The sequence below is a fragment of the Geodermatophilus sp. SYSU D00684 genome (assembly GCF_054050455.1).
Map to the genome: position 1 here is coordinate 17531 of NZ_JBJGZI010000017.1, position 18131 is coordinate 35661.

17 protein-coding genes are annotated in these 18131 nt (G+C 76.3%); 8 read left to right on the plus strand and 9 right to left on the minus strand.

Annotation, left to right across the window (positions count from 1 at the left end; all coding sequences use genetic code 11):
- The first annotated feature begins 149 nt into the window (after positions 1–149).
- Complete coding sequence (locus ACI79L_RS13730) at positions 150–851, plus strand: DUF4230 domain-containing protein (protein WP_456937329.1); 702 nt, start codon at positions 150–152, stop codon at positions 849–851.
- Between the two features lie 10 nt (positions 852–861).
- On the opposite strand, the gene ACI79L_RS13735 is transcribed toward ACI79L_RS13730, so the two are convergent.
- The 5 genes from ACI79L_RS13735 to ACI79L_RS13755 form a co-directional block, all read right to left on the minus strand.
- Positions 862–3519, minus strand: a complete 2658-nt coding sequence (locus tag ACI79L_RS13735; RefSeq protein WP_456937330.1) for a putative bifunctional diguanylate cyclase/phosphodiesterase — start codon at positions 3517–3519, stop codon at positions 862–864.
- A 116-nt stretch (positions 3520–3635) separates the two neighbouring features.
- Positions 3636–5186, minus strand: coding sequence for an acetolactate synthase large subunit (locus ACI79L_RS13740; RefSeq protein WP_456937331.1), 1551 nt, complete (start codon positions 5184–5186; stop codon positions 3636–3638).
- On the minus strand, positions 5183–5503 hold the full coding sequence (locus ACI79L_RS13745; protein WP_456937332.1) for an EthD family reductase: 321 nt from the start codon (positions 5501–5503) through the stop codon (positions 5183–5185). Before ACI79L_RS13745 ends, ACI79L_RS13740 begins: the two co-directional genes overlap by 4 nt.
- 80 nt (positions 5504–5583) lie before the next feature.
- A complete protein-coding gene (locus ACI79L_RS13750) occupies positions 5584–6519 on the minus strand; it encodes an NADP-dependent oxidoreductase (protein ID WP_456937333.1) in 936 nt (311 codons plus the stop codon).
- Between the two features lie 27 nt (positions 6520–6546).
- Positions 6547–7611, minus strand: a complete 1065-nt coding sequence (locus ACI79L_RS13755) for a LacI family DNA-binding transcriptional regulator (RefSeq protein WP_456937334.1) — start codon at positions 7609–7611, stop codon at positions 6547–6549.
- 15 nt (positions 7612–7626) lie between these two features.
- Between ACI79L_RS13755 and ACI79L_RS13760 the strand changes: the two genes are divergently transcribed.
- From ACI79L_RS13760 to ACI79L_RS13780, 5 genes are all read left to right on the plus strand, one after another.
- A complete protein-coding gene (locus ACI79L_RS13760; protein WP_456937335.1) occupies positions 7627–8826 on the plus strand; it encodes an MFS transporter in 1200 nt (399 codons plus the stop codon).
- Positions 8827–8873: 47 nt separating this feature from the next.
- Entirely contained in the window at positions 8874–9383 is a 510-nt protein-coding gene (locus ACI79L_RS13765; RefSeq protein ID WP_456937336.1) for a hypothetical protein, read from the plus strand.
- A gap of 91 nt (positions 9384–9474) precedes the next feature.
- Positions 9475–10266 (plus strand): DUF4097 family beta strand repeat-containing protein, encoded by a 792-nt coding sequence (locus ACI79L_RS13770; protein WP_456937337.1) that lies wholly within the window; start codon positions 9475–9477, stop codon positions 10264–10266.
- Positions 10263–11210, plus strand: a complete 948-nt coding sequence (locus tag ACI79L_RS13775; protein WP_456937338.1) for an ATP-binding cassette domain-containing protein — start codon at positions 10263–10265, stop codon at positions 11208–11210. Before ACI79L_RS13770 ends, ACI79L_RS13775 begins: the two co-directional genes overlap by 4 nt.
- Complete coding sequence (locus ACI79L_RS13780; RefSeq protein WP_456937339.1) at positions 11207–11995, plus strand: ABC transporter permease; 789 nt, start codon at positions 11207–11209, stop codon at positions 11993–11995. The genes ACI79L_RS13775 and ACI79L_RS13780 overlap by 4 nt, the downstream gene beginning before the upstream one ends.
- 110 nt (positions 11996–12105) lie before the next feature.
- Here the strand turns inward: ACI79L_RS13780 and ACI79L_RS13785 are convergent, their stop codons facing one another.
- From ACI79L_RS13785 to ACI79L_RS13800, 4 genes are all read right to left on the minus strand, one after another.
- The gene (locus ACI79L_RS13785; protein WP_456937340.1) at positions 12106–13302 is read right to left on the minus strand and encodes an acyl-CoA dehydrogenase family protein; all 1197 of its coding nucleotides are present in this window, start codon (positions 13300–13302) and stop codon (positions 12106–12108) included.
- 157 nt (positions 13303–13459) lie between these two features.
- Complete coding sequence (locus ACI79L_RS13790; RefSeq protein WP_456937341.1) at positions 13460–14416, minus strand: HpcH/HpaI aldolase/citrate lyase family protein; 957 nt, start codon at positions 14414–14416, stop codon at positions 13460–13462.
- A gap of 76 nt (positions 14417–14492) precedes the next feature.
- Positions 14493–15425, minus strand: coding sequence for a DMT family transporter (locus ACI79L_RS13795; RefSeq protein WP_456937342.1), 933 nt, complete (start codon positions 15423–15425; stop codon positions 14493–14495).
- The gene (locus ACI79L_RS13800; protein ID WP_456937343.1) at positions 15422–16315 is read right to left on the minus strand and encodes a PhzF family phenazine biosynthesis protein; all 894 of its coding nucleotides are present in this window, start codon (positions 16313–16315) and stop codon (positions 15422–15424) included. The genes ACI79L_RS13795 and ACI79L_RS13800 overlap by 4 nt, the downstream gene beginning before the upstream one ends.
- Before the next feature lie 25 nt (positions 16316–16340).
- Here ACI79L_RS13800 and ACI79L_RS13805 point away from each other — a divergent pair, with 25 nt between their 5' ends.
- Both ACI79L_RS13805 and ACI79L_RS13810 read left to right on the plus strand, forming a co-directional pair.
- Positions 16341–17579 carry a magnesium transporter MgtE N-terminal domain-containing protein gene (locus ACI79L_RS13805; protein WP_456937344.1) on the plus strand — a complete coding sequence of 413 codons (1239 nt, stop codon included), beginning with the start codon at positions 16341–16343 and terminating at the stop codon, positions 17577–17579.
- Positions 17572–18111 (plus strand): DUF1003 domain-containing protein, encoded by a 540-nt coding sequence (locus ACI79L_RS13810; RefSeq protein ID WP_456926222.1) that lies wholly within the window; start codon positions 17572–17574, stop codon positions 18109–18111. The genes ACI79L_RS13805 and ACI79L_RS13810 overlap by 8 nt, the downstream gene beginning before the upstream one ends.
- The last annotated feature ends 20 nt before the right edge of the window (positions 18112–18131 follow it).

Here is an 18131-nt window from a genome sequence, read left to right on the forward strand (position 1 = left end):
CGGGTGACCCGCGGACGGGCGCCGAGCGGGTGCGCCGACGCAGCGTTCCGGCGCCCCGGATGCGGCGCCGGCGCACCCGCTCGCCGGGAACAGAGCCGGCGCGCGGGGTGCTGTACGGAGCACACCCGACGACCGCGAGGAGATCGCGCATGCCGGTCCTGCTCCCGTCCCGTGTCCCCGCCCCCTCCGCCGCGCCGGCGCGCCGCCGCCGCCGCGGGTGGCTCAGGGCCGGCATCGCCGCCGCCGTCGTCGTCCCGGTCGGGGTGGTCGTGGCCGACAGGGTCGGCGACTGGACCGCGCCCTTCGAACAGGAGACCGTCGACCGCAGCACGAGGCCGCTGCTGCTGGCGATGGCCGACCTCGACGAGTACCACGCCGCCACCGGCACCTTCCAGGTCGTCGTCGACCAGGAGCGCGACACCGCCTGGGTGCCCTCGGCGATCAGCGGCGAGCGGGTGCAGTTCCTCGCCACCGGTGACGTCGACGCCTACGTGGACTTCGCCGCCCTCGGCGAGGACAGCGTCGACCTCTCCCCCGACGGCACGGCCGCCACCATCACCCTGCCCGCCCCGCAGCTCGGCGAGGCGCGGATCGACCCGGACGAGAGCCGGGTGCTCGACCGCGACCGCGGCCTCGTGGAGCGGCTGGGCGACGCGTTCGCCGACGACCCGACCGACGAGAGCGAGCTGTTCGCGCTCGCCGAGCGCCGGCTGGAGTCCGCCGCCGCGGACAGCGACCTGCTCGACCGCGCCGAGGACGGCACCCGCGACATGCTGACGACGCTGGCCCGGTCCCTCGGCGTCGACGACGTCACGGTCACCTTCGAGCCCGCGCCCGGGGCGGCCGGCTGACCGCCCGGCGTCAGACCCGGGACGTCAGCGCCCGCGGCGCGCGGGGCAGCGGCACGATCACGGGCACCCCGCCGCGGGCCGGAGCCTGCTCGAGGAGCAACGCCTCGGCGTCGCAGCGCTCCAGCGGCCGCGCGAACAGGTAGCCCTGCGCGGTGTCGCAGCGGCCCTCGGCCAGCAGCCGCGCCTGGTGCTCGTGCTCGACGCCCTCGGCGAGGACCTCCAGGCCCAGCGTGCGGCCCAGGTCGATGGTGCCGCGCACGATCGCCGGCAGCGGCTCGCCCTCGGCGATCGCGCCGACGAACGAGCGGTCGATCTTGAGCACGTCCACGGTGAACTGCCGCAGGTGGGCCAGCGACGAGTAGCCGGTGCCGAAGTCGTCCAGCGCCAGCCGCACGCCCAGCGCCCGCAGCGCGGTGAGGCACGCGGCCGCCCGCTCGGGGTCGCCCACCAGCGCCGTCTCGGTCACCTCGAGCACCAGCGCGCCGGCCGGCAGTCCGCTCGCGGCCAGCGCCGCGGCGACGGAGCCGGGGAGGTCCGGCGAGGTCAGCTGGCCGGCCGACACGTTGACCGCCATCGTGCGGTCGCCCAGGTGCCGCCAGGCCGCCGCGGTCGCGCACGCCTCGCGGAGCACCCACGCGCCGATCTCGTCGATCAGGCCCGCCGCCTCGGCCACCGGCACGAACCGGTCGGGGCCCACCGGGCCCAGCCGCGGGCTGTCCCAGCGCAGCAGGGCCTCGAAGCCGGTCACCCGGCGGCCGTCCAGGGCGACCACCGGCTGGTAGACCAGCCGGAACTCCCCGCGGGACACCGCGCCGCGCAGCTCCTGCTCCAGCTCGCGGGCGGCCTGCGCCGCCGCGCGCATGCCGGGCTCGAACCGCTGCACGCGGGCGCGCCCGTCGAGCTTGGCCGCGTCCAGCGCCAGGTCGGCGTCGCCGACCAGCGCGTCGCCGGCCACCGCGCCGCGGCCGACGGCCACGCCGACGCCGGCCGACACGGTCACCGGACCGCCGGGCAGCGCCACCGGCCGGGCGAGCACGTCGAGCACGCGGGCGGCGGTCACCATCGCCTCGTCGTCGCCGACGCCGGCCTGCTCGACCAGCACGGCGAACTCGTCGCCGCCCAGGCGGGCCACGGTGTCGTCGGCGCGGACCGCGCCGCGCAGCCGCGCCGCCACCTCGCGCAGCAGTGCGTCGCCGGCGGCGTGGCCCAGGGAGTCGTTGACGGCCTTGAAGCCGTCGAGGTCGAGGGAGAGCACCGCGGCCGAGCCGCCGCCGCGCACCGTGCGGCGCAGCGCCTGGCCGACGCGGTCCATGAACAGCGCGCGGTTGGCCAGGCCGGTCAGCCCGTCGTGCAGCACCGAGTGCGCCAGCGCCGCCTCGGCGCGGCGGCGCCCGGTCACGTCGGTCACGTGCACGACGACGCCGCCGACGTCGGGGTCGTCCCCGAGGTCGACCAGCCTGATGCCGATCCAGCGGTCCTCGCCGCGGTGGCGGGCGGGCAGCTCGGCGTCGACGACGCCGCCGCCGGCCAGGGCCCGCGCGAACAGCTCGGCGGTCAGCTCGGGGTCCACCCCGGCCAGGCGGACGGCGTCCGCGGCGGTGGTGACGCCGGCGGCCACGGTCCCGAGCAGCGCGGCCAGCGGCGCGGGGTCGCTGAGCAGCCGCCCGTCGCGGGAGACGACGAGGACCGCGTCGGAGGAGTGCGCGGTGAGCTTGGCGGCGAACCGTTCCCGCGAGCGCACCAGCGCCCGGGCGGCGGCCTCGCCGCGCAGCAGCAGCGCGGCGCGGACGAAGACCAGCGCGGTCAGCACGACCATCGCGACGACCATCGCGCCCGAGGCGTCCTCGACGGCGCCGAGGTCGGTGGCCAGCTCGGTCCCGGGCGGCACCAGCAGCGCCCCGAGGCACACGGCCAGCCGGGCCATCCCCGACCGGCCCTCCTCGCCGCCCGGGCCCGCCGCGACGGCACCGCGGGCGGTCGACCAGGTGGCCGCGGCGAGCAGCGCGCTGCCGAGCAGCCAGCCGGAGTCCAGCCACCCGCCGAAGGTGACGACGTCGGCGTTCAGCAGGTAGGCGACGTCGGAGACCAGCCAGCAGGAGCACGCGGCGGCGACGGCCAGCGGCGTCCACTCCCCCTGCCGGCGGGTGGCCAGCAGCCGCACGACCAGGCCGATCAGCGCGGCGTCGAGGGCCGGGTAGAGCGCGAGCACGACCCGGGTCCCGAGGCCGAGGGACGCGTCCTCCACGGTCGCGGCGATCGACAGCTCCCAGACGAGGAGCAGCGCGGCGACGAACACGACGAGCGCGTCGATCCAGCCCGCCGCCCGCAGGTCGCGGTCGGCGTGCCGGCGGCGGGCCATGAGCGCCAGGCCGGTGCCGAGGGCCACGTAGCTGCCCAGGTAGACGGCGTCGGCGACGCCGACGGCCGCGCCGTCGCCGGTCAGGGACGCCTGGACCTGCCAGAGCACGTCCCCGAGGGCGGACAGGCCGACGCCGAGGGCGAGCAGGACGGCGACCGGCCGCCGCCCCGCGCGGTGCGCCCCGGCCCACGCGGCGACGACGGTCAGCCCGACGACCACGAAGTACAGCGCGGCGCCGCCGGCCGTCCCGTGCAGCAGCCCCTGCAGCGCGACCACCGCGAGCAGGAGGGTGCACGCGACGACGGCCACCGGCCGCCTGCCCACGACGCCTCTGATCCACTCCGACACACGCCGGACATCGACGCGAAACGAGCCGGTCTGGAACGGATACGGCGAGTGGTTCCCCCGCGGGGGTGAGCCCGGGTCTACTCCCCGGGCCGCAGCACCGCCTGCACCAGGTGCGGCCCGGGCTCGCGCAGCGCCGTGCCCAGCCGCTCCGCCAGCTCCTCGGCGGTCTCCGCGCGGGTGGCCGGCACGCCCATCCCGGTGGCCAGCGCGACGAAGTCCAGCGCCGGGCCGCCCAGGTCGAGCAGCTGCCCGGCCCGCTCCCCGCCGCCGGCGGCCCCCACCCGCGCCAGCTCCCCCTGGAGGATCGCGTAGGACGCGTTGTCGTAGAGCAGCACGGTGACGTCGAGCTGCTCGCGGGCCATCGTCCACAGCGCCTGCAGCGTGTACATCGCGCTGCCGTCGGCCTGCAGGACGAGCACCGGCCGGTCGGGGCAGGCCACCGCCGCGCCGACCGCCATCGGCAGGCCGTCGCCGATCGCGCCGCCGGTCAGGGCGAGCCAGTCGTGCTGCGGTGCGCCCGCGGTCAGCTCGACGACGCCGATCCCGGAGGTGATCGCCTCGTCGACCACGATCGCCCGCTCGGGCAGCAGCGCGCCGACCACCGCGGAGATCCCCCGCGGCGTCAGGCGCCCGGCCGGCAGCTCCGGCCGGGAGGCCTCGCGCAGCTCCGGCTCGGCGCCGGCGGCCACCTTCGCGGCCAGCTCCTCGAGCGCCGCGACGCCGTCCTCACCGGGTGCCGACAGCACGTGCACCGTGCAGTCCTCGGGCACCGGCGTGCCCGGCACGCCGGGGTAGGCGAAGAAGTGCACCGGCGAGGTCGCGCCGGCCAGCACCAGGTGCCGGGTGCCGGCCAGCGCCTTGATCGCCACCTCGGGCGGGTAGGGCAGCTTGCCGACGGCGGGCAGCCCCGCGCCGCGCACCATCCGCGCCGGGAACGTCTCGGCCACCAGCCGGACGCCGGTGCCGGCGGCCACCCGCGCCGCGGCCAGGAGCCCCGCCTCCGACGCGACGACGTCGTCGCCGAGCAGCAGCACGGTCGGCTCGCCGGCCTGCACCACCGCGGCGGCGTCGTCCACGACCGACGGTGCCACGTGCGGCCGTGGCCGCACCGGCAGGGGCTCCGCGACGGCCGCGCCCTCGGACCAGGACACGTCGGCCGGCAGCACCAGCGTGGCGATCTGGCCGCGCGCGGCGGCGGCGACGGCGTCCGCGGCGTCGGCGGCGAGGTCCTCGGGGGCCAGCGAGCGGCGCACCCAGCCGGACACCGTGCCGGCGAGGGCGTCGATGTCGGACTCCAGCGGCGCGTCCAGCCGCTTGTGCGAGCGGCCGTGGTCGCCGACGACGTTCACCATCGGCGTCCGCCCGCGGCGGGCGTTGTGCAGGTTGGCCAGGCCGTTGCCCATGCCCGGGCCCAGGTGCAGCAGCGTGGCGGCGGGCCGGCCGGTCATGCGCGCCCAGCCGTCGGCGGCGCCGGTGGCCACCCCCTCGAACAGGGTGAGGACGCCGCGCATCTCGGGGACGTCGTCGAGGGCGGCGACGAAGTGCATCTCGGACGTGCCGGGGTTGGCGAAGCAGACGTCGACCCCGGCGTCGACGAGCGTGCGGATCAGTGCCTGGGCGCCGTTCACCGGGAGACGTGCACCTCGTTCACCTCGTAGTGCGTCATGGTCACGCCGCCGCTGGCGAAGGTGCGCAGGTCGGCCGCGCCGGCCTTGCCCGCCTCGGAGGCGAACGCGGCCCCCATCGCCTGCTCGGAGTCGAAGTCGAGCTCCGCGACGAGGTACGGCGCGGACTGGCGCGGGTCCAGCGGCTGCGGGCTGCCGGTGGCGAACCGGATCAGGCCGGGCATCTGCACGGTCAGCGGGACGTGGGTGTCCCGGTAGTGGGCGTCGAACGCCGCCGGGTCCTCCGGTTGCCCGTAGCTGACCACCAGCCTGTGCACCATCTGCCGCTCCTCCGCGCTCCTCCCCGGGCACCGTTGCCGGGGGCTCCCCCACCCTGGCACACGGGCCCGGGCGCGCGACCTCAGAAGGTGATCACCAGCCGGCCGCGCACGCCGCCGGCGGCCAGCACCCGGTGCGCCTCGGGGGCCTCCTCCGGCGCGAAGGTGCGGGCCACCCGCAGCGTCGCCGCGCCCGACTCCACCTGCTCGCGCAGCCGGTCGAGCGCGGCGCCGTTCTCGGCGTAGCGGCGCACCCTCGTGGGCAGCACCTCGACCCGGCCGGTCCCGTCGCCGCGGTAGCCGCGCACGGTGGCCACCTTCCCGCCGTCGCGTACCGCGGGCAGCACCAGCGCGTCCTGCACCGACCCGTCGGCCAGCCCGTCGACGCCGTCGGGGAACTCCGCGCGGATCCGCTCGGCGACGTCGTCGCCCCGCCGCACGACGACGTCGGCGCCGAGGTCGCGGACCAGCCGCTCGTCGGCCTCGGAGGCGTCGGCGACGACGGTGTGCCCGTCGGCTCTGGCCAGCTGGACGACGTAGCCGCCGAAGGCACCCGCCGCGCCGGTCACCGCGACCACCGAGCCGGGCGGCAGGGCCATCTGGTCCAGCGCCAGCCGCGCGGTGAGCGCGTTCATCGGCAGGGTGCACGCGGCGACGGCGTCGGCGCCCGCGGGCACCCGGGCCACCGAGCCGGCCGGCAGCACGAGGTCCTCGCGGTAGCCGCCGTGCGCGCCGGTGGGGACGACGATCGCCATGACCGCGTCGCCGGCGGCCACCCGGTCGACGCCGTCACCCACCTCGACGACCTCGCCGGCGGCGTCCATGCCGGGCACCCACGGCGGCGTCTTCACCGGGTCGCGGCCGGCGTAGGCGCCCTCGCGCAGGTGGGTGTCGGTCGGGCTCACCGCGGCGGCCCGCACCCGCAGCCGCACCTGCCCGGGCCCGAGGGGCTCGGCGGGCACGTCGACGACGGTGAGGGCCTCGGGCCCTCCGAACTCGGTCACTCCCACGGCGCGCACGCGTCGACCCTAGGAGGACCCCCGCGGTCAGCGCGGCCGGCGGGTGGTCGCCCGCTCCACCACGCGCCACCCGTCCGGCGCCGGGACCTCCGGGGCGCGCCCGAGCGCGACCAGCGCGCAGGCCGCCCCCTGCCGGCGCAGCGACTGCGCGACGGTGGTCAGCCCCGCCGGCGCCGCGGCGTCGCTGTCGTCCCAGCCGGTGACCGCCACGTCGCCGGGCACGGCCAGGCCCGCGGCCGCCACCGCCCGCAGCGCCCCCAGCGCGAGCTCGTCGCTCATCGCGGCGATCGCGTCCGGCCGGTCCGGGCCGGCGAGCAGCTCGGCGGCGAACGCCTGGCCCTCCTCGGCGTCGTTGACCGGGCACACGGCCAGCCGCAGCTGCGCCGCCGGGTGCCCGGCCCCGGTCCACGCGCCGAGCAGGCCCTCCCACCGGTTCCGCGTCACCGGGAACCGGACCGCCCCCACCTCCGGGGCGGGCAGCAGCCGGCGGGCGCGGGCGCGGTCGAGCGGGAAGCCGAGGACCACCGGACGCCTGGCCCCGGCGAACGCCACCCGCCCGATCGCCGCGGCGGCGGCGCGGTCGTCGATACCGACCACCGGCAGGCCCCGGTGGTGCGGCCCGGCGTGGACGACGGCGGGCAGGCCGGTGTCGGCGACCGCGTCGAGCACCGGGTCGTCGTCGCTGGTGGTCCAGACGACGAATCCGTCGACGACGGCCCGCGCGACCCGCTCGGGGTCGCTGGGCGCGCCGGTGGTCGGGACCAGCGTGAGGCCGACCCCCTCGGCGGCGCAGACGTCCGCGACCCCGGCGAGGAACCGGGCCGCCTGCGGGTCGTCGAAGGCGTAGCCCAGCCGCTCCCCCAGCACGACGCCGAGGCTGCCGACCCGCCCCCGCCGCAGCGAGCGGGCGGCCGGGTGCGGCCCGGGGTAGCCGAGCTCCTGCGCCGCCGCCCGCACCCGCGCCGCCGCCTCGGCCGAGACCCGGCCGGGCCGCGAGTAGACGTAGGACACCGTCATCGGCGAGACGCCGGCGGCGCGGGCCACCTCGCGCATCGTCGGCCGGCGCGACCGGTGGTCCGGAGGACTGGCCACTCGTACAGTCTAGGTGTGTATCGATACACAAGAGCCGAGGAGCAGGCCGGTACCCCCCTCGGGGCGGGGGGCGACGGCTTCGTCCGCGACGCGCCGACCGTGCTGGCCTACGCGGTGCTCGGGTGCTTCACCGGCTGGCTCTACGCCTTCGGCCCGGCGCTGTCGCTGCTGCGCGAGGAGCTGCACTTCTCGTACACCCTGCTGGGCGTCTACTCGGTCCTGTGGTCGGGCGGCGCGGCCCTGGCCGGCGCGGGGTTCGCGGCCGTGGCCCGCCGGCTGTCGCGGTCGGCGCTGCTGTGGTCCTCGGCCTTGGGCACCGCCGCCGGCGCCGCGCTGTTCACCCTCGGCCGCGGGCTCGTGCCGACCCTGCTGGGGGCGGCGGTGATGGGCACGGCCGGCACGGTGCTGCTGACGGCGACGCAGGCCGTGCTCTCCGACCGGCACGGCGCCCGGCGCGACCGGGCGCTCACCGAGGCCAACGTCGGCGCCGGGGCGTGCGCGGTCCTGGCGCCCCTCGTCCTCGGCGGGCTCGCCGCGGGGCCGGCCGGCTGGCGGGCGGCGTTCGCCCTCCCCGCGCTCGTCCTCGCGGTGCTGTGGCTCCGCTCGAGGCGCCGCCCGCTGCCGCCGCCGGCCGACCGCCGGGCCGCCGGGCGACCCGGGGCGCTGCCCCTGGCCGCCTGGCTGTTCGCCGCCCTGACCGCGATCGCCACGGCCGTGGAGTTCTGCCTGGTCTACTTCGGCACCGAGGTGCTCGTCGGCACGGGACTGGCGACCACCACCGCCGCGACGGCGCTGGGCAGCAACTACCTGGGCCTGCTCGTCGGCCGGCTCGGCGGGGCGGCGCTCACCCGGCGCCCCGGCCGGACGGTCCCGCTGCTGCACGCCTCCCTGGCGGTGACCGCGGCCGGCTTCGTGCCGTTCTGGCTGACCGACAGCCCGGTCGTCGCCGTCCTCGGCCTGTTCGTCTGCGGGATCGGCATCGCCAACCTCTACCCCCTCGCGCTGGCGCTCGCCCTGGGCGCCGCCCGCGGGCACGAGGACCGGGCCAACGCCCGCACCCAGCTGCTGGGCGGCCTGGTCACCGCCGCCGCCCCCTTCCTGCTCGGCGCCCTGGCCGACGCGCACGGCCTCACCGCGGCGTTCGTCCTGGAGCCCGCGCTGCTCGTCGGCGCGCTCCTGCTCCTGCTCGCGGGGGTTCGGGCGACACCACAGTGACACCACGGGGGTTGTGTATGACGTCATGATGGTGTCATCGTGACGTCATGGACCTCACCCCGTTCGTCGAGCAGCTCCGCCGGGAGCTCGTGCTCGCCGCCGCTCCCGGGGGCGAGGAGGCGCGCGAGCTGGCCGAGCGCCTCACCGCGCCGCTGGAGTCCTCGGTCCGGCTCGCCCTGCTGTCCGCCCTGTCCGCCGCGGCCGAGGAGCTCACCGGCCAGCTCGCGCCCGGTGCCGTCGACGTGCGGCTGCGCGGCAGCGAGATCGGCTTCGTCGTCACCCCGCCGCCGGCCGCCGCCGAGCCGCACGACGCCCCGGCGCCCGAGGCCGTCCTCCCCGACGGTGACGACGGCAGCACCATCCGCATCACCCTCCGGCTGCCCGAGCAGCTGAAGGTCCGCGTCGAGGAGGCGGCCACCCGCCTCGGCTCGTCGGTCAACACGTGGCTGGTCCGGGCCGTCAGCGACGCGGTGACCCGCGCCGACCGTCCCGCAGCTCCCGAGGCCCGCCGCTCGCGGTGGTCGTCGGGCCAGTCCTACACCGGCTGGGTCCGCTAGCCCGGCACCCCGCGCCCACCAGCACACCGCACCGCACCCACCCCCGGCCGACCGGCCGGGGGCCGACCCGGCACGCCCAGGAGGCGACGCCATGCCCACCTTCGACACCCCCGAGCCCGTCTCCGCCCGCATCGACGTCGCCGCCGGCAGCGTCCGGGTGCGGGGCACCGACCGCGCCGTCACCGAGGTCACCGTCCGGCCGCACGACGGGCGCAGCAGCGCCGACGTCCAGGCCGCCGAGCAGGCCACCGTCACCTGCGCCGACGGGCACCTGCTGGTCCGCACCACCGGCCGCCCGCGGCTGCTGTTCCTCGGCTCGAGCGGCGAGGTCGACGTCGACGTCGCCCTGCCCGAGGGTTCGTCGGTCGAGGTGCGCACGACGGCCGGGGACGTTACCTGCTCCGGCCGGCTCGGCCGCGCCGTCCTCGAGAGCCGCCACGGCGACCTCCGCCTCGACTCCGCCGCCGGGCTGCGGGCCCGCACCACCAGCGGCGGCATCACCGTCGGCGAGGTCTCCGGCGACGCGGTCGCGCACACCGACTTCGGCGACGTCCGGGTCGGTCGCACCGACGGCGACACCCGGCTGAGGACGACGTGCGGCGACGTCACCGTCGACCACACCGCCGGCTCGCTGCTCGGCAGCACCAACTACGGGAAGGTGCGCGTGGGCGAGGCGGTGCGCGGGTCGCTGGTGCTCGAGACCTCCTACGGCGAGGTCGAGGCGGGCATCGCCGCGGGCACCGCGGCCTGGCTGGACCTGCAGTCGGCGTCGGGCAGCATCCGCAACGAGCTCACCGCCGCCGACGGCCCGGAGGACGCCACCGGGACCGTGCAGCTCAGGGCGCGCACCGCCTACGGCGACATCCTGGTCCGCCGGGCATGAGCGGACCCGCCGTGATCTCCGTCGTCGGACTCCGCAAGACCTTCGGCGCCACCGTCGTCCTCGACGGCCTGGACCTCACCGTGCCCGAGGGCACCGTCTACGCGCTGCTCGGCCCCAACGGGGCCGGCAAGACGACCACCGTCGACGTCCTGTCCACGCTCACCCCCGCCGACGCCGGGACGGTCACCGTCGCCGGGTGCGACCTGGCGACCGACCCCGCCGGGGTGCGCGCCGCGATCGCGGTGACCGGCCAGTTCTCCGCCGTCGACGGCCTGCTCACCGGCCGGGAGAACCTGCGCCTGATGGCCGACCTGCACCACCTGGGCCGCCGCAAGGGGCAGCGCCGCGCCGCGGCGCTGCTCGAGCGCTTCGACCTCGTCGAGGCCGCCGACCGGCTGCCGGCCACCTACTCCGGCGGCATGCGCCGCCGGCTGGACCTGGCCATGGGCCTGATGGGCGACCCGCGGGTGGTCTTCCTCGACGAGCCCACCACCGGGCTGGACCCGCGCAGCCGCCGGGCGATGTGGGACGTCGTCCGCGGGCTGGTCGCCGAGGGCGTCACCATCCTGCTCACCACGCAGTACCTGGAGGAGGCCGACCAGCTGGCCGACCGGATCGGCCTGCTCGACGGCGGCCGGCTGGTCGCCGAGGGCACCGCCGACGAGCTCAAGCGGCTGGTCCCCGGCGGGTCGGTGCGGCTGCGGTTCGCCGACGCCGCCGCGCTCGACCGGGCCGCCCGCGCCCTCGGAACCGGCACGGCGGACCCGGCCGGCCTCCAGCTGGAGGTGCCCTCCGACGGCGGCGTCGCGGCGCTGCGGTCGGTGCTCGCCCGCCTCGACGAGGCCCGCGTCGACGTCGCCGGCCTCACCGTCGAGACGCCCGGTCTCGACGACGTCTTCCTGGCCCTCACCGGCCGCCCGACCACCGAGGAGGTGCCGGCGTGAGCCTCGCGACCACCCTGACCGACAGCCGCACGATGCTGCGCCGCGACCTGCGGCACGCGGTGCGCTACCCGTCGCTGACCCTGATCGTGGCCGCGGTCCCGATCGTGTTCCTGCTGCTGTTCGTCCACGTCCTCGGCGGGACGCTGGGCGCCGGGCTGGGCGGGCCGGCCGGCGGGCGCGCCGAGTACGTCACCTACGTGGTGCCCGGCGTGCTGCTGCTGGCGGTGACCGGCAGCGCGCAGGGCACCGCGATCGCGATGGCCATGGACGTGACCGAGGGCATCGTCGCCCGCTTCCGGACCATGTCGATCGCCCGCGCGTCGGTGCTCACCGGGCACGTCCTCGGCGCCGTCGTCCAGACCCTGGTGGGCCTGGCCGTCGTCGTCGGGGTCGCCCTGCTGGTCGGCTTCCGGCCCGACGCCGGCGTCCTCGAGTGGCTCGCCGCCGTCGGCGTCCTGACCATGACGGCGTTCGCGCTGGCCTGGCTGGCGGTCGCGATGGGCCTGGCGACGAAGACCGTCGAGGGGGCGAGCAACCTGCCGATGCCGCTGATGCTGCTGCCCTTCCTCGCCAGCAGCTTCGTGCCGGTGGAGTCGATGCCGGCGGGGCTGCGGGAGTTCGCCGAGCACCAGCCGTTCACCCCGCTCACCGAGACGCTGCGCGGCCTGCTCACCGGCACCGCGATCGGGTCCGGCGCGTGGGTGGCGACGGCGTGGTGCGCCGGCATCGCGCTGGCCGGCTACCTGTGGGCGCGGCGGAACTACGAGCGCCGCCCGGCCCGCTGAACGCGCGCGTGGCCCGGGACCGAACCGGTCCCGGGCCACGCGACGTCAGGTCGGCCCCCTGCTGGGTCCCGCCGCGAGCTCGCGAGTGGCGGGGGGCAGGGGTCCTTCCCCTAGCGCTTGAGGCCGTACTCCTTGAGCAGGCCGCGGCTGATGATCGTCTTCTGGATCTCGCTGGTGCCCTCGCCGATGAGCAGGAACGGCGCCTCGCGCATGAGCCGCTCGATCTCGTACTCCTTCGAGTAGCCGTAGCCGCCGTGGATGCGGAAGGACTGCGTGGTCACCTCGGCGCAGTACTCGCTGGCGATCAGCTTGGCCATGCCGGCCTCGACGTCGTTGCGCTTGCCCGCGTCCTTGAGCCGGGCGGCGTTGACCATCATCAGGTGCGCGGCCTCGACCTTGGTGGCCATCTCGGCGAGCTGGAACGCGATCGCCTGGTGCTGGACGATCGGCTTGCCGAAGGTCTCCCGCTGCTGGGCGTACTCGACGGCCAGCTCGAACGCGCGGATGGAGATGCCGCAGGCGCGGGCGGCGACGTTGACCCGGCCGACCTCGACGCCGTCCATCATCTGCGCGAAGCCGCGGCCGGGCTCCCCGCCGAGGATCATGTCCGCGCCGATGCGGTAGCCGTCGAACACCAGCTCGGTGGTGTCGACGCCCTTGTAGCCCATCTTGTCGATCTTGCCGGGGATGGTCAGGCCCGGGGCGACGGTGCCGAAGCCGGCCGGCTTCTCGACCAGGAACGTCGTCAGGTTCTGGTGCGGCTTGTCGGCGCCCAGGTCGGTGCGCACCAGCGCGGCCACGAGCGTGGAGGAGCCGCCGTTGGTCAGCCACATCTTCTGGCCGTCGACGACGTACTCGTCGCCGTCCTTGACCGCCTTGGTGCGGATGCCGGCGACGTCGGAGCCCAGCCCCGGCTCGGACATCGAGAACGCGCCGCGGACCTCGCCGGTGGCCATGCGCGGGAGGAAGTGGTCCTTCTGCTCCTGCGTGCCGTGCTGGCGGATCATGTAGGCGACGATGAAGTGGGTGTTGATGACGCCGGAGACGCTCATCCACCCGCGGGCGATCTCCTCGACCACCAGCGCGTAGGTCAGCAGCGACTCCCCGAGGCCGCCGTACTCCTCGGGGATCATCAGCCCGAAGATGCCGAGCTCCTTGAGCCCGTCGACGATCTCCTGCGGGTACTCGTCGGCGTGCTCGAGCTCCTGCGCGTGCGGGATGATCTCCTTGTCCACGAAGCTCCTGACCGTCGACAGGATCTCCTGCTGGATGTCGGTCAGGTCGGCGGTCTGCGCCAGTCGGGCCACGTTCGCTCCTCCGGGACTCCGGTGTCCGTTTGCTACCGGGGAGTATGGGCGACCGCCCCGGACCAGTCGCCGTGTCCCCGGTCACTCGGACCCGGTCACCCCGGGAACGACGACGGCCCGCCCGGGAGTGCCCGGGCGGGCCGTGCGGCGCGGGTGGCTAGGCGGCGTCGGGCGGGGTGAACGACGACGTGCGGCTCATGCCCGCGGCGCGTCCCTTGCCGGCGATGACCAGCGCCATCTTGCGGCTGGCCTCGTCGATCATCTCGTCGCCGAGCATGGCCGAGCCCTTCTTGCCGCCGGCCTCGGACGTGTACCAGTCGTAGGCGTCGAGGATGAGCTCGGCGTGGTCGTAGTCCTCCTGCGACGGCGCGTAGATCTCGTTGGCGGCGTCGATCTGCCCGGGGTGCAGCACCCACTTGCCGTCGAAGCCGAGCACCGCCGAGCGCTTGGCGACCTCCCGGAAGGCGTCCACGTCGCGGACCTGCAGGAAGGGGCCGTCGATGGCCTGCACGCCGCGGGCGCGGGCGGCCATGAGGATCTGCATGAGGATGTAGTGGAACGGGTCGCCCGGGTAGTCCGGGTGCAGGGCGCCGACCACCAGCGACTTCATGTTGATGCTGGCCATGAAGTCGGCCGGGCCGAAGATGATCGTCTCGATCCGCGGGCTGGCGAACGCGATGTCGTTGACGTTGATCAGGCCCTGCGCGGTCTCGATCTGCGCCTCGATGCCGATCCGCCCGACCTCCAGGCCGTTGGCCTTCTCGATTTGGGTGAGCAGGAGGTCCAGCGCCGCCACCTGATGGGCGTCGACGACCTTCGGCAGCATGATGCAGTCGAGGTTCGCGCCGGCGCCCTCGACCACCTCGACGACGTCGCGGTAGGTCCACTCCGTCGTCCAGTCGTTGACCCGGACCGTGCGGATCTTCTCGCCCCAGCCGCCCTCGTTGAGCGCCGCGACGATGTTCTTGCGGGCGCCCGGCTTGGCCAGCGGGGCGCAGGCGTCCTCGAGGTCCAGGAACACCTGGTCGGCCGGCAGGCCCTTCGCCTTCTCGAGGAAGCGCGGGTTGCTGCCCGGCACGGCGAGGTTGGAACGACGGGATCGGAGCTCGGCCACGGTGCCTCCGCTGTCGGATCGGGATCTTCGGCTACCGGAGGGTAACCAGGGGGCAGAAATGGCCATTTCCGCCGGGTCAGGTGACCGGCTCGACCGGCGTCTGCGGCCGCCCGGCCCGGACCACCAGCGCCACCCCCGCGACGACGGCGACCATCCCCGGCAGCGCGAGCAGCGGCGGCGTCTGGCCGAGCAGCACCAGCGCCACGAGCAGCGCGCCGGGCACCTCCAGCAGCACCGCCAGCCCGACGACGGTGGGACCCACGCTGGACAGCACCAGGTTGAGCAGCGTGTGCCCGAGGATCTGCGCGCACACGGTGATCGCCAGGATCAGCCACCAGTCTCGGGCGGCGAACCCGGCGAGCGGGGTGGTGGTCACCAGCGCGGCGACGGCGAGCACGGCCGCGCAGGTGGAGTAGCAGACGACCGAGTACGCCGACGTCGCCAGGCGCGTGCGGGCGCGGGCCCCGGCGAGCATGTAGCCGCCGGCGCAGACCGCCCCGAGCAGCGCCAGCCCGTCCCCGGCCAGCGCCTCCAGGCTGACCGCGACGTCCACCCCGGCGATCAGCGCGGCACCGACGACGGCGAGCGCGAGCCCGGTCCACACCTGGGGGGGCAGCCGGACGCCGGACACCCGCGCGGCCAGCGCGGTCCAGATCGGCGTGGTGGTGACCAGCGCCGTCGACGCGGCGACCGTGGTCATCGACAGGCTGGGCAGCCAGGCGGCGAAGTGCGCGGCGAGGAACAGCCCGGCCACGACCGAGCTGCCCAGGTCCCGCGGCCGCAGCCCGGCGAGGGTGCCGCGCTCGCGGCCCAGCAGCACCGGCACCAGCAGCGCGGCGCCGGCGGCGTTGCGCCAGAACGCCAGCGCCAGGAACGACGCGCCGACCAGCGCGGTCAGCGGGCCGGAGAAGGAGACCCCGACGACGGCGACCGCCATGAGCGCGACGTCGCGGGAGCCCGGCCGGTGGACCGCCCACGGGGAGACGGCCGCCGTCGAGCCGGCGCTCACGGCACGCGGATGCGCCCGGCGGCCACCGGCACCACCGCCCCGGACACCGTGGCCGCCGTCGCCCGGCCGCCGTCGGCGGTGACCGTGCACGACAGCAGCGACGGCCGGCCCATCGCCTCGCCCTGCCGGACGGTGTACGACGACGTCCCGTCCGGGGCGACCAGCCCGGTGGCGACCAGCCAGACGCCGGTGCCGAGCGCCGCCGAGCCGGTGGCCGGGTCCTCGCCCCAGCGCAGGTCGTTCGCGAACACGCGGGCGTACGCGGTGGAGCCGTCCCACGACAGCACCGAGACGCCCTCCCCCACGCCGAAGGCGGCGAGCGCGGCGGGGTCCGGGACGGCGCGGTCGACGACGTCCGGGTGCACGGCGAGGAACGCGAAGGGCAGGCCGCAGCCGGCGACGTGCGCGGGCAGCCCGACGACGTCGGCCGCCGACAGCCCCAGCGCCGCGGCCAGCGCCGCCGGGTCCGGGCCGTCCTCCAGCGTCGGCCGCCCGCCGGTGAGCGTCGCGCCGTCGCCGGTGACCTCGACCGGCAGGACGCCGGCGCCGCACTCCTGGTGCAGCGTGCCCGCGGCCAGCCGGCCGGTGCGCACCAGCGTGTGCGCGGCCCCGACGCTCGGGTGCCCGGCGAAGGGCAGCTCGGCGAACGGGGTGAAGATCCGCACCCGGTAGGAGGCGCCCGGCTCGGTCGGCGCACAGAGGAACGAGGTCTCCGACAGCGCGAACTCGTTGGCCAGCGCCTGGCACTGCGCGGTGGTCAGCGCGTCGGCGTCGAACACCACCGCGAGCGGGTTGCCCGCGAACGCCCGGGGGGCGAACACGTCGACGACCTCGTACTCGACGGACGCGTGCTCGACGGACGCGTGGTCGACGGACCCGGGGCTCGCCACGACCCCGACGGTAGCCTCACCGAGTGTGAGCACGGTGACCAGGGCGTACGTCTCGCGGCTCGCCGGCCTGCCCGTCTTCGACCCCAACGGGGACCGGGTCGGGCGGCTGCGCGACGTCGTCGTGGCGCTGCGCGTGGGCACCGCCTCCCCCCGGGTGCTCGGCCTGGTCGTGGAGGTCGTGGCCCGCCGGCGCATCTTCGTGCCGATGGGCCGGGTGACCAGCATCGACCCGGGCGCGGTGGTGCTCGCCTCGGGCACGCTCAACCTCAAGCGCTTCGAGCAGCGGCGCGGCGAGACGCTGGTCCTCGGCGAACTGCTGGACCGGACCGTGACCATCACGGAGTCGGGCCGGCCGGGCACCGTCGTCGACGCCGGGATCGAGCAGACCCGCACCGGGGAGTGGCAGGTCACCCGCCTCGCCGTGCAGGAGCCCGGCCGGCTCGGCCGCCGCGGGCAGCTGCACCAGCTGGCGTGGGACGAGGTCGCCGGGCTCGCGCTGCCGGAGAGCGGGCAGGGCGCCGAGACGCTGATCGCCACCTACCGCGAGCTGAACGCCGCCGACCTCGCGCACGCGCTGCAGGACCTGCCGATCAAGCGGCGGCACGAGGTCGCCGAGGCCCTCGACGACGAGCGGCTGGCCGACGTGCTCGGCGAGCTGCCGGAGGCCGAGCAGGTCACCATCCTCGGCACGCTGGACGAGTCCCGGGCCGCCGACGTGCTCGAGGTCATGGACCCCGACGACGCCGCCGACGTGCTCGCCGAGCTGTCCAACGTCGACCGCAACCGGCTGCTCGAGCTGATGGAGCCCGACGAGGCCGAGCCGGTGCGCCAGCTGCTGCAGTACTCCGAGGACACCGCCGGCGGGATCATGACCAGCGAGCCGGTGATCCTCGCGCCGGACGCGACCATCGCCGAGGCGCTGGCCCGGGTGCGCGAGCCCGAGCTGACCCCGGCGCTGGCCAGCCAGGTGTACGTCTGCCGGCCGCCGTCGGCGACCCCGACGGGGCGCTACCTGGGCCTGGCGCACATCCAGCGGCTGCTGCGCGAGCCGCCGTCCAGCCTGGTGAGCGGGGTGCTCGACGACCTGGACCCGCTGCGGCCGGAGGCGCCGCTGGGCGAGGTCACCCGCTACTTCGCCACCTACAACCTGGTGGCCGCGCCGGTGGTCGACGACCGGGGCCGGCTGGTGGGCGCGGTGAGCGTCGACGACGTCCTCGACCACCTGCTGCCCGAGGACTGGCGCGAGCGGGCCCGCCGTGGCTGACGGCCGCCGTCTCGACGTCCCCCGCGGCTCGTCCCGCGGGATCACCGGCTACCTGCGGCTGGACCCCGACGCGGTCGGCCGCTTCGCCGAGGGGATCGCCCGCTTCCTCGGCACCGGGCGCTTCCTCGCCGTCCAGACGGTGATCGTGGTGCTCTGGATCGCCCTCAACGTCTTCGCCGTCCGGCTGCGCTGGGACCCCTACCCGTTCATCCTGCTCAACCTGGCCTTCTCCACCCAGGCCGCCTACGCCGCGCCGCTGATCCTGCTGGCGCAGAACCGGCAGGCCGACCGCGACCGCGTGCAGGCCGAGGAGGACCGCGCCCGCGCCGCGCAGACCCGCGCGGACACCGAGTACCTGGCCCGCGAGCTCGCCGCGCTGCGGGTGGCCATCGGCGAGCTCGCCACCCGCGACTTCATCCGCGGCGAGCTGGGCCGCCTCGCCGAGAGCCGCTCGCCCGAGGAGCGGGAGAAGAAGGTCAAGAAGAAGCCGAAGGACCCCGTCCAGCCGGCGCTCGCGGACCCGACGGCGTAGCGCACCGGGCCGCCCGGACC

Excerpts from the sequence above, each read along its gene's own strand:
- ACI79L_RS13730 (WP_456937329.1), top strand. The coding sequence starts at position 150 with ATGCCGGTCCTGCTCCCGTCCCGTGTCCCCGCCCCCTCCGCCGCGCCG.
- ACI79L_RS13745 (WP_456937332.1), bottom strand. The coding sequence starts at position 5,503 with ATGGTGCACAGGCTGGTGGTCAGCTACGGGCAACCGGAGGACCCGGCG.
- ACI79L_RS13765 (WP_456937336.1), top strand. The coding sequence starts at position 8,874 with ATGGACCTCACCCCGTTCGTCGAGCAGCTCCGCCGGGAGCTCGTGCTC.
- ACI79L_RS13770 (WP_456937337.1), top strand. The coding sequence starts at position 9,475 with ATGCCCACCTTCGACACCCCCGAGCCCGTCTCCGCCCGCATCGACGTC.
- ACI79L_RS13775 (WP_456937338.1), top strand. The coding sequence starts at position 10,263 with ATGAGCGGACCCGCCGTGATCTCCGTCGTCGGACTCCGCAAGACCTTC.